Below are 15369 nucleotides of genomic sequence, written 5' to 3'. Positions count from 1 at the left end.
GTTTGGAAGATTTTCTATTGAAATATTACAGTTATGTAACCTTTGCCGTTGAGTTTTTAGCAGTAATTACGGGTTTAATTTTATATAAAAAATACAAGCATGCAGCCACCAAGTATTTTATATGGTTTTTAGTGTATTTAACAATCTGTGATACTTTAAGCAATTACGTGCGTTTTATACGTGATGGGTTTTTACATTTTTTACATGGTACCATTTTCGCCTGGAATTATTGGTGGTGTACACTTTTTTGGAAAATTGGAGCTATTGCTTTCTTCATTTTTTATTACCGTAAAGTTTTAAAAATAGAGCGGTTAAGAGCCGTTTTAAAATATGTTAATATTGTTTTTTTAATTTATGCTTTTGGCTGTATTTTATTAAATTTTGATGAGTATTTTGTAAAATCGTTTATTTCAATTTCAATTATTGGAGCTATCATCATCATAATTTGCGCTATGTTTTATTTCTATGAGGTTGTACAAAGTAATTCAGTCTTATCTGTTTTAAGTCTATTAATTTTTACATCAGTGTCTCAATTTTTATATGGTGGTTGGTTATTACACCTTTAATTTTCTTTGATTACTACCATTTTAATTTGGACTTGAGTTTTATTCTTTTAAAATGGCAAGTTTATATATTTGCTAATATTTGTATGTATTTAACCTTTACGTTTGCTTTAATATATTGTAATCCAGAATAAATAATAGGTTAGTTTATAGCAATAATAAAACATCTACACTTTATTTTAGCTTTTATATATTTACAATTTTACCCTAATCATTAATAGCCTTTAGTTTTATTGGAAGCCTTTTTATTAAAGTACTTTACATTTATCACGCATTTCGCTGAGGTTTTAGCGGCCGTTACAGGTTTAGTTTTATACAAACATTATAAGTTGAGTAATGCTAAATACTTTATTTGGTTTTTGGTGGGCGTTGCGTTAGGCGATATTTTTGGAGGCTACGCTTATTTAGTTTATTACGGCTACATTCCGTTTTTAAAAGGTACTGTTTTGGAGTGGAATTACTGGTGGTACACCATATATTGGAAAATTGGAGCTATTTTATTTTTGGCGTTTTATTATCACAAAAACCTAAACAATAGTCGTTTTAAGCTTATTTTAAAATATACCGCAATAGCATTCTTACTGTTTTCTTTAGGCTATATTGGTTTTAATTTTACGGCCTTTTTTAAACGTTCTTTTCCTGTAATAAGCATATTTGGAGCAGTGATTGTATTTTTATGTACCATCTTTTATTTTTTCGAAGTATTACACAGCAATACTGTTTTAAGTTTTTATAAATCGATAAATTTTTACGTAAGTGCCGCTATATTTATTTGGTGGCTAATAATTACACCTTTGGTATTTTACGATATTTATAATTCTCAAGAAGATTGGAATTTTGTTTTTCTAAAGTGGCAAATTTATTTGTTTGCAAACCTAAGTATGTATCTAACCTTTACATTTGCTTTAATTTTTTGTAAAAACGAACTAAAAAAACATTAGTTTTAGAACATGCACGAGTTTTTATTAAAGTATTACAGCTTGGTTATCTATTCAATAGAAGCCTTAGCAGCTTTAACAGGAGTATTACTTTATAGAAAATACAAGCACACAACAATTAAATATTTTATTTTCTTTTTGCTTTACAGTTTTTTGGTAGATTTCGTAGGTGGCTACGCGAGCTATGTTGAAAATAATGGAATTTTCAGTTTTTTTAAAGGTACCAAGTTTGCTCGAAATTCTTGGTGGTTTACACTCATGTGGGGCATAGGAGCCGTTAGTTTCTATCTTTTTTATTTTCATAAAATTTTAAAGCGTAAAACTTTACGTAAACTATTAAAAATATTGGGATTTGCATTTGTAATTTTTAGTGTGAGTTTAATTATGTTTAATACAGATGCCTATTTTAAGGGGGAACTCCCGTTAATAGATAATTTTGGCGCTTTACTCATTTTATTAAGTTGTATTTTTTATTTTACCGAGAAATTATCCAGTAATCAGATATTTTACTTCTATAAATCAATAAATTTTTATATTAGTATTACAATTTTTCTTTGGTGGCTTGTTGTAACGCCAATTAGTGTTTTTGATCGCTACAACACGACTGCCGATTGGGATTACGTTTTTTTAAAATGGCAAATTTTAATGTTTGCCAACTTATTTATGTATATAACTTTTACATGTATTCTATTATGGTGCAAACCACAGAGCGTTTAGCGAGTACCGCTTCCGAACGTTATTTACTCATTTACATGATAGCCGTTTTGGTTATTATTACCTCGTTAGTTATAGTATTTTTTATAGTTTTTCAAAAGCGAAAAAATAAATTATTGCTCGATAAAATTAAGCAGCAACAGGCTTTCGAGCAAGAAATAGCGCAAGCCCAAACCGAAACCCAAGAGCAAACCTTAAAAAATATTGGTTGGGAGTTACACGATAACGTAGGGCAATTATTATCCTTTGCTAGCATGCAGTTAAGTATACTTAAAATGCAAGTTCAAGATGAGGTAAAAGATAAGTTTAAAGATACGACTGAAGCTCTTAGTCAAAGTTTACATGAAGTCAGACAACTCTCAAGAACCTTAAACAACGAAGTGGTACTAAATATTGGTTTCGAGAAATCTATAAACAACGAGTTGAAGCGATTAAAAAAGATGAAGTTCGCTTCCGCGGAATTAAAAGTAGTTGGTGACAAAATAGAGTTTGAAAACCGAAAACACGAAATAATAATTTTCAGGATTTTGCAGGAGTTTTTATCCAATTCGGTAAAATATTCTGAAGCCGAAAATTTAAAAGTCAACTTAGATTATAAACCAGAACGCCTCATTATTACTGCTGAAGACGACGGAAAAGGCTTCGACATGAGTACCATTAAAAAAGGCGCAGGACTCCTAAACATGAAAAGTAGAGCCAACCTTGTAAATGCCAAATTAGATCTTACTTCACAACCTAATGAAGGTGTTCAAATGGTGATTGATTATCCGTTTGTGGTATTATAAAATATACGTGTTGTAAAAGTTTCTGTCATTGCGAGGAGGCACGACGCGGCAATCTTTCAAAGAGAACTAGAATTTAAAAGATAGCTTTACTACGTTCGCAATGACGGTTAAGATTGACGTTTGGTTTTCAATATCTGATTCTGTTTTATGCAATGTTAATCTCATTGCGAGGGGGCACGACGTGGCAATCTTTTTAAAACAAACAAGCCTCCCAAACCGCATCAAGAGGTAAAGGCGCTTCAATATTCAAAGGTTCTTTTTTTACAGGATGTTCAAAGGTTAAATAGCGCGCATGCAGGTGAATACTAGCATCCTTATTACTTCTATCAAATCCATATTTTAAGTCGCCTTTTATTGGGCAACCTATTGATGCTAATTGCGTTCTGATTTGATGGTGACGACCGGTTTCTAAATTAATTTCGAGTAGATAATACGAGTTTAGTTTTTTTATAACCTCGTAATGTAAAATAGCCTTTTTACTATCTTTAACTTCCTTGGTATGCGGGTACGATTTGTTATTCTTTGGGTTTTTCTTTAGCCAATGTATGAGCGTATCTTTAGGTTTTGGTGGTTCATTTTTAACCACAGCCCAATAGGTTTTTTTTGCGTCTTTTTCGGCGAATAATTTATTAAGTCTTGGCAAGGCTTTACTTGTTCTTGCAAACACAACAATGCCCGTTGTGGGACGGTCTAACCGATGTACCACGCCTAGATAAACATTACCAGGTTTATTATATTTTTCGGCAATATATTCTTTAACAACCTCGCTTAACGGTTTGTCACCAGTTTTATCGCCCTGAACAATATCACCAGCACGTTTATTAACCACAATCAGGTGATTGTCTTCGTAAAGAACGTTTAGGTTATTTTTGTTAGAAAGTGTTTTTTTTGCCACAAATTGTAGTTTTCAACCTAGTATTTCTCACTATCGTTAGGGAAATCCTGAGTTTTTACATCATCAACGTATTGTGCGATAGCTTCAGTCATGTCATCAAATAGGTTTAAATAGCGACGTAAAAAACGAGGATTAAATTCGTGTGTCATCCCAAGCATATCATGAACCACCAAAACTTGACCATCAACATCTGGTCCGGCGCCAATACCAATAATAGGAATACTAACGCTTTCGGCTACTTTTTTAGCTAATTCGGCAGGGATTTTTTCTAAAACAATGGCAAAACAACCAATGCGCTCAAGCATTTTAGCATCTTCAAGAAGTTTTTCAGCTTCAGCTTCTTCTTTAGCGCGCACGGTATAAGTTCCGAATTTATAAATCGATTGCGGTGTTAATCCTAAATGCCCCATTACAGGAATTCCAGCATGTAAAATACGCTTAATCGATTCTTTTATTTCCTTGCCACCTTCAAGTTTTACGGCGTGTCCGCCACTTTCTTTCATAATTCTAATGGACGAACGAAGTGCTTCTTTAGGATCACTTTGGTAGCTTCCAAAAGGTAAATCTACAACTACTAAACTTCGGTTTACGGCACGCACAACAGACGAGGCGTGGTAAATCATTTGATCTAAAGTAATAGGTAATGTGGTTTCGTGCCCTGCCATAACGTTACTCGCAGAATCGCCCACAAGAATAACATCGATACCAGCGCCATCAACAATTTTTGCCATGGTATAATCGTAGGCAGTAAGCATTGATATTTTTTGACCATTGGCTTTCATATCAACCAATGTTTTTACGGTAATACGTTTGTATTCTTTTTTTGCTGTAGACATATTTAGTTTGTTTTAGAGTGCAAAAGTACTAAATACTTAATTGCTGAAATAAAAAATTAACAAAGGCTTAAATTTTGCTTATAAACCGGAGGTTTCTTTAAGCCAATTGATGGCTGTATCGTTGGTTTCTCCAAATCGCCAATGTCCTGAAATAGGAGTGATAACAATTTCTTTTGGAGCGTGAACACTATTAAAAGCTGAAAGTACGCTGGTTGGCGAGCAGGTGTTATCATTGTAACCTGTGGAATAAAAACCAGGAGCAGTAATTTGTTTAGCAAAATTTACCACATCGTAATAACGCATGGTTTCAATGTTTTCTTTTGATGAATACTCAGGATAGCTAAACATATGTGGCCATCCGCCAGCTCTATTTTTTAAGTATCCTGAATTATCGCTTAAAGCGGGATAAAATGAAGCTAAAGCCGTAACACGTTTATCTAAACCAGCCGTAATAATAGTTAAAGCACCACCTTGACTACCGCCTGTAACCACCACATTTTTGCCATCAAATTCGGGTAAACTGGTTAAAAAATCGATGGCTCGCGTACAGCCCACGTAAACACTTTTGTAATAATAAGCATCTTTATCGTTTAAATCGATTTTCCAGTAATTACCAATGGCTCTGCTAATATCTTTGTAATCGGTTTTTGAAATTTCAGGAGTTATGCCATGGATTTCAGTAGTAAAACTGATGAATCCCTCTTCTGCAAAAGCATAAACTGGATCAATTTTTTTAACACCAGCACCAGGTGGATGAAACAAAACGGGATGTTTTTTGTCATCTTTCGGTTTGCTTAAATAGCCATAAAGGTGTTTGTTTTTTTTGAAATTTTGTAAGCGTACTAAAAATACATCAACGGTTGGTGTAGAAAGTTCGGGTTTGTATGTTACCACAGGTTCCATGGGGATGGCTTTATTAGCTTCTATGGCCTTTTCCCAAAAGGACACAAAATCGTTTGGTAATTTTAAAGTCGGCTCAATATCAAACGGATTGTAGCCCACTTTTACTTGATCCCGATATGTATAGCCATCAACGGTAACTTTTACTTTTAATTGGCGAAATCCAGGGGCTTTTAAATTACCAATGTTTATCGATGCTTGTCCGTTTTTTAATGACACGGATCCTTCTTTATCAGGTGGCATTAATTCGTTACCATATTGATAACTAACTTCAATGTTAGATAAAGGGACAAAATGCTTTAATACCTGAATTTTTATAACAGCATTTTCGTTTAGTTTATAATTCCAATCGTTATGATTTGGTGTTAAAACAAACTGCACCAATTTAATTGGTGCAGGTGAGTTTTGGGCTTTTAAATTGTAACCTGTAAGAAACAGGATAGTTAAAATTAAAGCGCGGATTTTCATTTGCTTATATTTTATTCAATGATTTTTCCGTTAACTTTTACATTGTTAAATGCAACGCCTTCAATAATCGATTTATCGTATTCAGCATTTTTAGTTTCAATGTCAATATTTTCAAAAGTGAAATTTGAAAGTTTGTCATATTCAGTAATTTTCATATCGTAGAAAATATCACATTCCACATCAATGTTTCTCATGGTAATGTTATCAGAATAGGATAGTGGCACATCTTCACGACCTTTTAAATCGAAAAACTGAGTCCATGGCTTAATGTAAATAAAGCTACGTACTTGCCCTGTAATATCTTCAACGGTAATGTATTCGTATTTTTGCGCTGTATCTGGTCGCATTTTTAGCCATAATAAACGTACGGCTGAATCGACTTTACAACGACGCATGATAATATTTTTGTTGTGGATAGATTCACTACCATTGGTTAACGCACCGTGGCAAAATCCGAATTCGCAATCTTCAATAATAATGTTGGTGTTTTCGCCATTACTCGCATCTTTTTCAGCCCAAGGCCCTTTACCACCTTTTAAGGCAATAGCATCGTCGTTAACCGCCATATAACAACCTTTTACCAAGACGTTAGAACAAACGTCTAAGTCAATCGCATCGGTACTTGGTGCTTTTATAGGTTTGTGTGGCGAGGTAATGCGTAAATCTAATATTTTAACGTAGTTACATTGGTAATAGTGGCTAGACCAAAAGCCCGAATTACGTAATTTAACATCTTGTACTTGAACATTATTACATTTCCAGATGAATACCAAACGTGGTCTGGATACCTCTAAATTGGTACATTTAGGGTTTTCCTCACGACGTTGCCAAAAGGCTTTCCAATAGTTTAAGCCATTACCATCAATAATTCCGTGACCTGTAATGGTAAATCCATCAATACCATAAGCATTAACAAGCGCCGGGAAGTACTCAATACTTTGTCCTTCAATACGCGAAGGCCTAATTGGGTAATCCTCAATATTATCCGATCCTTTTAAAACGCCACCTTCTTCAACATGTAAATGTGTGTTAGGTTTAAAAAATAAAGCACCACTTAAAAAGGTTCCTTTAGGGATAACCACAACGCCACCACCATTACGGTAAGCCTCATCAATAGTGTTTTGTATGGCTTTAGTTTGTAATAGAGTACTATCGTTTTTAGCACCGTAATCGATTACGCTATAAAACTTGCCTAAATCTTTTGGGTTAATTTTAGAATAATCTTTAAACCATTCTGGAATTTCTGTGCCATCAGGAAAAAGATCGATGTTTGTTGCTAAAGTTTCTGTTGTTGTTTTGGTTTCTTGTTTGCAGGAAAATGCTAGAAAGGCTAGCATGATGAAGCAGAAATGTTTCATTAGTATTGATTAAAGTTTATTTAAAAATAGTCGATTGTAAAGGTAATAAATTAAAGTACAGTGTTAAACTTTTGTTTAAATTGTTGAGTAATTATAATTTAGTAGAAAGATTTTATTTTTTAATATGAAGACTTTAGCCTCTGTACTCGTTATTTTATTTTCAGTTTTAACTGAAGCACAAGAATTAACTATTGAAAAGAAAGCGGTAAAAGCTGCCATTGAAATATTTTTTGAAGGCTTTCATAAAGGAGATACAACTTTAATAAAGCAAGTTTTAGCCGACAGAATAGTTTTGCAAACGGCCTATAAAAATAAGAAAGGTGAAGCTATTTTGGTAACTGAGGAGCCTGAAAAACTAATAAAAGCCATTGCCGAAAGGCCCGAAACTCAAAAATGGGACGAACGCTTATTAAGTTTTAATATTCAAATAGATGGCCTTATGGCTCATGTTTGGACGCCCTACGAATTTTGGTTTAATGATGTTTTTAGCCATTGTGGTGTAAACTCATTTCAACTGTTTAAAGATGATGAACAATGGAAAATAATCTATTTGATTGACACGAGGCGAAAGGAAGGTTGCAATCAACCTTAATTTAAAGCCATTCAAATGAATCTATTCTAAAACCAGTAAAACAATCATCTACACAATTATCGGGCACAAATCCACAAGTTGATATTAAACCAAAATCATTAGTTTCAAAATAAATAGTATTCTTGTTTTTATTTACTTTTAAATAGTTTTCCAAACAAGAATCATATAATTCATCGATGGTTAATGGTGGAGAACCTGCATTATTTGAATTTAGGGTTTCAAGAGTTTCTTCAAAGGTTTCAATAATTGTTAATTCTCCAGTTGCACCATCAATTTTAAAAGACTCATAAAACCTTGAAATTACTTGATTATCTTGAATTGTCATAGTAGTTTTACCTCCAAATCCAGCCCATGAACCCCAGCTTGTAGTATATTTATAGGAATTTCCATTATCTTCTTTTAAGCTATTCCAATTTCTTAAGCTTTCATTATAATCTTTCATTTCTTCATTACTACAAGAAAGTGAGCATAATAAAACTAAAAAGATTAGTGTTTTTTTCATTGGTTATTTTTTCTGAAAGATGTAGAAATAGCAAAAAGGTTGCGTTAATTTTAAAAAATAGATATGGTAAAATTGATAATTTTAGAATGATATCTAAAAAACTTTAACAATCGGTAAGATTAACTCCAACCGCCAAACCACCTTCGCTGGTTTCTTTATATTTTGTATTCATGTCTTTTGCGGTTTCCCACATGGTTGAAACGACTTTGTCGAGTGGCACTTTAATATTCTCAGGAGAGGTGTCTAGAGCTAATTCGGCAGCATTTATAGCTTTTATGGCACCCATAGCATTGCGTTCTATACATGGTATTTGTACCAAACCACCAATAGGGTCGCAGGTTAAACCTAAATGGTGTTCCATGGCAATTTCGGCAGCAATTAAAACTTGCTCTGGTGAGCCACCTAAAAGTTCGCATAAGGCACCTGCAGCCATGGCAGAGGATACGCCAATTTCGGCTTGACAACCACCCATAGCGGCACTAATTGTCGCACCTTTTTTAAAGATGCTACCAATTTCGCCAGCCACTAAAAGGAATTTTTTAATATCCTCGAAATTACCATCGTGATTCTCGATAACCAAATAATACATTAAAACCGCGGGAATTACACCTGCGCTACCATTAGTTGGCGCTGTAACCACACGACCAAGCGACGCATTAACTTCGTTAACCGCTAATGCAAAACAGCTTACCCATTTTATAATTTGACGGAATTTAACCTCGGTATCGCGGATGGCAAAAATCCATTCGGTTGGGGTGTTGTAGGTTTTGTTTCCTATAAGTTTTTGGTGCATATCGAAAGCTCGACGCCTTACGTTTAAGCCGCCGGGTAGCGTGCCTTCGGTGTGGCAACCTGTGTACATACATTCTAGCATAACCTCCCAGATGCGTTGCAGTTCGGTATCAATCTCTGTTTCTGGTCGAAGTGATTTTTCGTTTTCTAAAACCACTTGCGAAACCGATTTGTTAAGCGATTTACAAAATGCTAGCAAATCTGTACCGTTATTAGTTGCGTAAGGAAAGCTACATTTTATCTCGGCATTTTTTTTAGCGTTTTTACGTTTTTTCTTTACCACAAAACCACCGCCAATTGAGTAGTATTTTTTGGTTTGTTTTTTATCACCAAAATGCGCTGTAAATCCCATGCCATTGGCATGAAAAGGTAAAAAGGCTTTGTTAAAAACAATATCGGTTTCTGGGTGAAATGCGAGTTGTTTGTCGCCACCAAAATTTATGGTTTTGGTTTCTTTTATGGTATTTACAATGGTATGAATGTCTTCGGGCGCAATAGTAACGGGGTCTTCGCCACTTAAACCAAGCATTACGGCATAATCGGTGGCGTGTCCTTTTCCGGTAAGTGATAAGGAACCGTAGAGGTTTACCGTAATTTTATCGACTTGATTGAATTTGTTACTCGCTTTTAGTTTGTTTATCCAGCGTTCGGCAGCGCGCCATGGGCCTAAAGTGTGCGAACTTGAAGGGCCTATGCCAATTTTAAGCATGTCGAAAACAGAAATACATTCCATAAAATACCAAAAGCGTTATTGTTTGTGAACAAATATAGACGGATTTTACAGGCTTGCAATAAACTTATTGTTAATTGTAGGTTGCGCTAGGGATAGGAGCGGAAAGCCCACAGCGCAGCGCGGACTTGTAGCGTATAGCCCGACCCTTGTGGTAGCGCCCAAATTACAGGTTTTAATGATGGAATATGACACTGTGTCAGTATTTTTTGGTTGGCATAATGATTGACTTATACAAACCGAATTTAAAAAGAACGCAAACTTTCCGTTAAGTCGGAAATCTATAAAACACAAATAAACATTATGAGTAAAATTATTGGAATTGATTTAGGAACAACAAACTCTTGCGTTTCGGTAATGGAAGGTAACGAGCCTGTTGTAATACCTAATGCAGAAGGAAAAAGAACAACACCATCTGTAATCGCTTTTGTTGAAGGTGGTGAAATTAAAGTTGGTGACCCTGCAAAAAGACAAGCGGTAACTAACCCTACAAAAACGGTTTATTCTATTAAACGTTTTATGGGTAACAAATACTCGGAGTCTAAAAATGAAGCAGAACGCGTACCTTATAAAGTAGTAAAAGGTGATAACGATACACCGCGCGTAGATATTGATGGTCGTTTATATACACCACAAGAATTATCGGCAATGATTCTTCAAAAAATGAAAAAAACGGCCGAAGATTATTTAGGACAAGACGTAAGTAGAGCGGTAATTACAGTGCCTGCTTACTTTAACGATAGCCAACGTCAGGCTACTAAAGAAGCTGGTGAAATTGCTGGTTTAAAAGTAGAGCGTATTATTAACGAGCCTACTGCAGCGGCGTTAGCTTATGGTTTAGATAAAAAAGGATCGGATCAAAAAATTGTAGTATTCGATTTTGGTGGTGGTACACACGACGTTTCTATCTTAGAATTAGGTGATGGCGTTTTTGAAGTATTATCTACCGATGGTGATACACACTTAGGTGGTGATGATGTTGATGAAAAAATCATTAACTGGTTAGCTGATGAGTTTCAAGCTGAAGAAAATATGGACTTACGTAAAGACCCAATGTCTTTACAACGTTTAAAAGAAGCGGCTGAAAAAGCAAAAATAGAGTTATCATCGTCTGCACAAACAGAGATTAACTTACCATATATTACTGCTACAGCTAGCGGACCAAAGCACTTAGTACGCACGTTAACACGCAGTAAATTTGAGCAATTAATTGACGATTTAGTAAAACGTACTATCGAGCCATGTGAGTCTGCACTTAAAGCAGCTGGTTTATCGAAATCTGATATTGATGAGGTGATTTTAGTAGGTGGTTCTACACGTATTCCTGCTGTACAAGCAGCTGTAGAGAAATTCTTTGGTAAAGCGCCAAGTAAAGGTGTTAACCCAGATGAGGTGGTGTCTTTAGGTGCTGGTATACAAGGTGGTGTATTAACTGGAGATGTAAAAGACGTATTACTTTTAGATGTAACACCTTTATCTTTAGGTATTGAAACTATGGGTAACGTATTTACTAAGTTAATCGAGGCAAATACAACCATTCCTACCAAAAAATCGCAAGTATTCTCAACAGCAGCAGATAATCAACCTTCTGTAGAGATTCACGTATTACAAGGTGAACGCGCCATGGCTGCCGATAACAAAACTATTGGACGTTTTCACTTAGATGGTATTCCGCCAGCACGTCGTGGTACACCACAAATTGAAGTAACGTTCGATATTGATGCCAACGGTATTATTAAAGTATCTGCGGAAGATAAAGCGACTGGTAAAAAACAAGATATTAGAATTGAAGCGTCTTCTGGTTTAACTGAGGAAGAAATCGAGAAAATGAAAGCTGATGCTGAAGCTAACGCTGAAGCGGATAAAGCTGCTGCTGAAACAGCACAAAAGCTTAATGAGGCTGATTCTATGATTTTCCAAACTGAAAAGCAATTAGAAGAATTTGGTGATAAATTATCTGATGATAAAAAACAACCAATTCAGGAAGCTTTAGAAGAGCTGAAGAAGGCTTACGAAACTAAAGATATTGCTGTAATTACACCTGCTTTAGACAAAATGAATGAAGCTTGGAAAGTTGCAAGTGAAGAAATGTACAAAGCTCAAGCTGAAGCTCAACAAGCTGGTGGTGCACAACCTGGTCCAGATGCAAATGCTGGCGGTAGCGCTAACGAAGGTAGCGATGTTGAAGATGTAGACTTCGAGGAAGTAAAGTAAGCAGTGAACCGCTTTTTGCCTTAGCAAAAAGCGTGTGAATCGCTTATTCCGAACTCGTTTCAGAATTTATAAAAAACAAGCTTTAAGCTTAAAAATAAAAACGCAATCCATTTACAGGATTGTGTTTTTTTTTGCTCTAATTTCTTAAAAACCAGAAAAAAGTATAGTTTAGCGTAGTTAATCAATCCGTTTTAAAACCATGAAAAAAGCTGTTTTCTTATTTATAACCTGTTCTCTCATGTTATGGTCGTGTTCTAGCGATTCTGAGAATAATACCGAGCAAGATACCAATGCACTAATTGGGACTTGGGTTGCTCAAGACATTACAAATACAGGAACGGCCACTTTCGATATTTTAGGCGAAACCATTACGGCTCCAATAGAAGGCCAAGGTTATGATGTTGATTTTACATTGTCTTTTTCTGAAAACCCTGATAATTATACCACTGAAGGCTCTTTCGGACTTGAAATTTCGGTGACATACTTATTTCAAACCATGACAGAGCGCATAGACAATCAGGAGTTTTTAGGAAACGGAACCTGGTCTAAACAAGGTAATACCATTACTATTGTTGAAAATGGAGAAACTACAATTTTAACCATAAAGGAATTAACAAGTACTCGTTTAATTTTAACGGGACATGAAACCGAAGACATCACCGAGGATGGGATTACATATACATCGGAATTTGATTTAGAGGCAAGTTTTATAAAACAGTAAAATGTACATTTTGAATATGAGATGCTTCATATTAATGCTGTTTCTTGTTGCCTTTTCTTGTAAAAAAAGTGTTGATGAAAAAGCGGTTATAAAGGTTAGCGAAATAATTAAATCTGATGATTTTCAATTGGTGAAATCATCAAACGAAAAAGGACTTTTGGTGTTGTTTCCTTGTTTTCCTTGTGATGCAGAAAACACACTTGCAGAATTTAAAATAGCAGACGTAGCTGCAAAAAATGGTTTTTCTGTCTTGGCGCTTAATGTTAACAGAAAGCTATTTCTGTCTGAAGAAGAAAAAGAAGATATCGCTTCGATGCTTCAAAGTATCATTAAAACAAATAATTTAGTTACTAAAAATATTTATTTCGGAGGATTTTCGAGTGGCGGAAATATGGCGTTGCTAATTGGGAATCATCTTAAAAAATATGATAGAAATATACAACCGGATGCTATTTTTGTTGTTGATTCGCCTTTAGATTTATTGGCTTTGTACAAAACAGCAGAAAAGAATTTAAAACAAAAGGTGGCTGAGGTTTCAGTTCAAGAATCGCAGTTTATAAAACAAATGTTTGACGCTAAATTTGGAAGTCCAAACGATAGTTTAGCAGTTTACGAAAAGTTTTCACCTTTTACCTTTCAAACAAAAAATATAGCAAATCTTTCCGCGCTTAAAAATACAAAATTGCGCTTTTATACCGAACCCGATATGGCTTGGTGGAAAGAACAGCGACAAAACGATTATGAGGATTTAAACGCGTATTATTTAAAACAGCTCAGTATTGTCCTTAAGTCTGCATTTGAAGAAACAGATGTAGAATTAATTGAAACTCAGAATAAAGGATATCGCGCTAATGGCGAGCGCCATCCGCATTCATGGTCTATTGTTAATCCTGAAGAATTAGTTTCTTGGATGTTAAAGGATTAATTGGTTGTAATTAATTCGGAATAATATGAATGAAATACACCATATCTAACCAAGTCTCCTTTTAATATCTTTTGTACTTTCGCAACCTCAATGTATTTCAATGCCATTTTCACCCAAAATAAAATCATCACAAAAGCCAAAACGATTGGCTGTAAAGCTGAATGCTAAAGGCGAACAATTTGTTTTAAAGGGGCATCCTTGGGTGTTTTCAAATAGCATTACAAAAATTAACGACGATGCCAACACAGGCGATTTGGCCATAATTTTTAGTAAAAGCAAGAATAAGGTTGTTGGTTTGGGGTTATACGATGCCAATTCGCCCATTCGAATAAAAATGCTGCATAGTGGCATGGAAAAGGTTGAAATAAATGCCGCTTTTTTCAAGAGTAAAATTCAAAAGGCTTTTGCTAAACGCCATAGTTTATTGCAAACTAACACCAATAGTTATCGTTTAATTTTTGGTGAAAATGATGGTTTTCCTGGTTTAATAGCCGATGTTTATGCGTCTGTTTTAGTGGTGAAACTATATTCCGAGATTTGGTTGCCGTATTTAGAGTCAATTCTTCATGATTTACAACAAACTTCTCAAGCCGAAACCGTTGTATTGCGATTAAGCCGAAACTTGCAAAATTCTAAAGCGTATCAATTCACCGATGGCGAAGTTATTTATGGCACTTTAGAAGATGAGGTAGTTGCATTTGTAGAACATGGCGTTAACTTTTCGGCAAATGTTATTAAAGGTCATAAAACAGGCTATTTTTTAGATCATCGCGCCAATAGAAAACAAGTCGGCGAGTGGAGCACAGGTAAAACCGTTTTAGATGTATTTAGTTATGCGGGCGGATTTTCGGTTCATGCTTTGGCAAATGGTGCAAAAGAAGTGACCAGTTTAGATATTAGTAAGCAAGCCTTAGAAATTGCAGTTGAGAACGGAAAATTAAATGCGTACAAAGGCAAACATAAAACCATAGCAGGCGATGCTTTTAATGCGTTAAATACACTCATAAAAAAGAACATAACTTTTGATGTGGTTGTTATCGATCCGCCAAGTTTTGCAAAACAAGCTTCAGAAATTGCTTTGGCACAAAAAAAATACGCGCAATTGGCAGCATTGGGCGAGAAGCTAACGGCTAAAAACGGACTTTTAGTTTTAGCCTCGTGTTCGTCTCGAGTTACCGCCGATGTGTTCTTTGAAATTAACGCTTCGGTTTTAAATGCAGTTAAGCGTCCGTATCAACTTATTTTAAAAACGTTTCACGATACCGATCATCCTGTTGGCTTTCCAGAAGGCGCTTATTTAAAATGTGGGTCTTATCAGTTTTAATACGAATATTCTTCAGCAAATTCTACAAAGCATCTGTTTAGCTTAGTAAGCTATGTTAGGAGTACAAGAATAATAGGATTTAATAGCCAAATGTTCGTTAAAACTTCTACTA

The 15369-nt window shown here is 35.1% G+C and carries 15 protein-coding genes; 8 read left to right on the top strand and 7 right to left on the bottom strand.

Features of this window, described 5'->3' with window-relative positions; genetic code table 11:
• Positions 1-2: 2 nt before the first annotated feature.
• Both PK35_RS01840 and PK35_RS01835 read left to right on the top strand, forming a co-directional pair.
• The gene (locus PK35_RS01840) at positions 3-566 is read left to right on the top strand and encodes a hypothetical protein (protein WP_238320853.1); all 564 of its coding nucleotides are present in this window, start codon (positions 3-5) and stop codon (positions 564-566) included.
• Positions 567-796: 230 nt separating this feature from the next.
• Positions 797-1504 carry a hypothetical protein gene (locus PK35_RS01835; RefSeq protein WP_044624936.1) on the top strand — a complete coding sequence of 236 codons (708 nt, stop codon included), beginning with the start codon at positions 797-799 and terminating at the stop codon, positions 1502-1504.
• A gap of 84 nt (positions 1505-1588) precedes the next feature.
• On the opposite strand, the gene PK35_RS17570 is transcribed toward PK35_RS01835, so the two are convergent.
• Positions 1589-1804 carry a hypothetical protein gene (locus tag PK35_RS17570; RefSeq protein WP_157841049.1) on the bottom strand — a complete coding sequence of 72 codons (216 nt, stop codon included), beginning with the start codon at positions 1802-1804 and terminating at the stop codon, positions 1589-1591.
• Positions 1805-2133: 329 nt separating this feature from the next.
• Here PK35_RS17570 and PK35_RS01825 point away from each other — a divergent pair, with 329 nt between their 5' ends.
• On the top strand, positions 2134-3000 hold the full coding sequence (locus tag PK35_RS01825) for a sensor histidine kinase (protein ID WP_238320852.1): 867 nt from the start codon (positions 2134-2136) through the stop codon (positions 2998-3000).
• Positions 3001-3193: 193 nt separating this feature from the next.
• Here the strand turns inward: PK35_RS01825 and PK35_RS01820 are convergent, their stop codons facing one another.
• The 4 genes from PK35_RS01820 to PK35_RS01805 form a co-directional block, all read right to left on the bottom strand.
• Complete coding sequence (locus tag PK35_RS01820) at positions 3194-3895, bottom strand: RluA family pseudouridine synthase (protein ID WP_044624934.1); 702 nt, start codon at positions 3893-3895, stop codon at positions 3194-3196.
• 17 nt (positions 3896-3912) lie between these two features.
• On the bottom strand, positions 3913-4731 hold the full coding sequence (panB, locus tag PK35_RS01815) for a 3-methyl-2-oxobutanoate hydroxymethyltransferase (RefSeq protein WP_044624933.1): 819 nt from the start codon (positions 4729-4731) through the stop codon (positions 3913-3915).
• Positions 4732-4809: 78 nt separating this feature from the next.
• On the bottom strand, positions 4810-6099 hold the full coding sequence (locus PK35_RS01810; protein ID WP_044624932.1) for an acetylxylan esterase: 1290 nt from the start codon (positions 6097-6099) through the stop codon (positions 4810-4812).
• Between the two features lie 11 nt (positions 6100-6110).
• A complete protein-coding gene (locus PK35_RS01805) occupies positions 6111-7457 on the bottom strand; it encodes a rhamnogalacturonidase (RefSeq protein WP_044624931.1) in 1347 nt (448 codons plus the stop codon).
• Positions 7458-7581: 124 nt separating this feature from the next.
• On the opposite strand from PK35_RS01805, the gene PK35_RS01800 reads away from it, so the two are divergent.
• A complete protein-coding gene (locus PK35_RS01800; protein ID WP_044624930.1) occupies positions 7582-8049 on the top strand; it encodes a nuclear transport factor 2 family protein in 468 nt (155 codons plus the stop codon).
• 1 nt (position 8050) lies between these two features.
• On the opposite strand, the gene PK35_RS17020 is transcribed toward PK35_RS01800, so the two are convergent.
• Together PK35_RS17020 and PK35_RS01790 are read right to left on the bottom strand one after the other, a co-directional pair.
• Positions 8051-8551 carry a hypothetical protein gene (locus PK35_RS17020; RefSeq protein WP_052825764.1) on the bottom strand — a complete coding sequence of 167 codons (501 nt, stop codon included), beginning with the start codon at positions 8549-8551 and terminating at the stop codon, positions 8051-8053.
• Between the two features lie 103 nt (positions 8552-8654).
• Positions 8655-10076, bottom strand: a complete 1422-nt coding sequence (locus PK35_RS01790) for an L-serine ammonia-lyase (protein WP_044624929.1) — start codon at positions 10074-10076, stop codon at positions 8655-8657.
• A gap of 300 nt (positions 10077-10376) precedes the next feature.
• Between PK35_RS01790 and dnaK the strand changes: the two genes are divergently transcribed.
• The 4 genes from dnaK to PK35_RS01770 all read left to right on the top strand — a co-directional run bounded on the left by dnaK (position 10377) and on the right by PK35_RS01770 (position 15257).
• On the top strand, positions 10377-12287 hold the full coding sequence (gene dnaK / locus PK35_RS01785; protein WP_044624928.1) for a molecular chaperone DnaK: 1911 nt from the start codon (positions 10377-10379) through the stop codon (positions 12285-12287).
• Positions 12288-12486: 199 nt separating this feature from the next.
• A complete protein-coding gene (locus tag PK35_RS01780; protein WP_131474385.1) occupies positions 12487-13008 on the top strand; it encodes a lipocalin family protein in 522 nt (173 codons plus the stop codon).
• 16 nt (positions 13009-13024) lie between these two features.
• Positions 13025-13933, top strand: coding sequence for an alpha/beta hydrolase family protein (locus PK35_RS01775; protein WP_131474384.1), 909 nt, complete (start codon positions 13025-13027; stop codon positions 13931-13933).
• 100 nt (positions 13934-14033) lie between these two features.
• Positions 14034-15257, top strand: coding sequence for a class I SAM-dependent rRNA methyltransferase (locus PK35_RS01770; RefSeq protein ID WP_044624926.1), 1224 nt, complete (start codon positions 14034-14036; stop codon positions 15255-15257).
• Positions 15258-15369: the final 112 nt, after the last annotated feature.

The sequence above is a fragment of the Neotamlana nanhaiensis genome, from assembly GCF_000943555.1.
Classification (GTDB): Bacteria; Bacteroidota; Bacteroidia; order Flavobacteriales; family Flavobacteriaceae; genus Neotamlana; species Neotamlana nanhaiensis.
The sequence above is the reverse complement of the archived record's forward strand: the minus strand, read 5'-3'. Positions and strand labels throughout refer to the sequence as shown.

Excerpts from the sequence above, each read along its gene's own strand:
- PK35_RS01825 (WP_238320852.1), top strand. The coding sequence starts at position 2,134 with ATGGCAAATTTTAATGTTTGCCAACTTATTTATGTATATAACTTTTAC.
- PK35_RS01775 (WP_131474384.1), top strand. The coding sequence starts at position 13,025 with ATGAGATGCTTCATATTAATGCTGTTTCTTGTTGCCTTTTCTTGTAAA.
- PK35_RS01790 (WP_044624929.1), bottom strand. The coding sequence starts at position 10,076 with ATGGAATGTATTTCTGTTTTCGACATGCTTAAAATTGGCATAGGCCCT.
- PK35_RS17020 (WP_052825764.1), bottom strand. The coding sequence starts at position 8,551 with ATGAAAAAAACACTAATCTTTTTAGTTTTATTATGCTCACTTTCTTGT.
- dnaK (WP_044624928.1), top strand. The coding sequence starts at position 10,377 with ATGAGTAAAATTATTGGAATTGATTTAGGAACAACAAACTCTTGCGTT.
- panB (WP_044624933.1), bottom strand. The coding sequence starts at position 4,731 with ATGTCTACAGCAAAAAAAGAATACAAACGTATTACCGTAAAAACATTG.
- PK35_RS01810 (WP_044624932.1), bottom strand. The coding sequence starts at position 6,099 with ATGAAAATCCGCGCTTTAATTTTAACTATCCTGTTTCTTACAGGTTAC.
- PK35_RS01805 (WP_044624931.1), bottom strand. The coding sequence starts at position 7,457 with ATGAAACATTTCTGCTTCATCATGCTAGCCTTTCTAGCATTTTCCTGC.
- PK35_RS17570 (WP_157841049.1), bottom strand. The coding sequence starts at position 1,804 with ATGAAAATAAAAAAGATAGAAACTAACGGCTCCTATGCCCCACATGAG.
- PK35_RS01780 (WP_131474385.1), top strand. The coding sequence starts at position 12,487 with ATGAAAAAAGCTGTTTTCTTATTTATAACCTGTTCTCTCATGTTATGG.
- PK35_RS01800 (WP_044624930.1), top strand. The coding sequence starts at position 7,582 with ATGAAGACTTTAGCCTCTGTACTCGTTATTTTATTTTCAGTTTTAACT.
- PK35_RS01770 (WP_044624926.1), top strand. The coding sequence starts at position 14,034 with ATGCCATTTTCACCCAAAATAAAATCATCACAAAAGCCAAAACGATTG.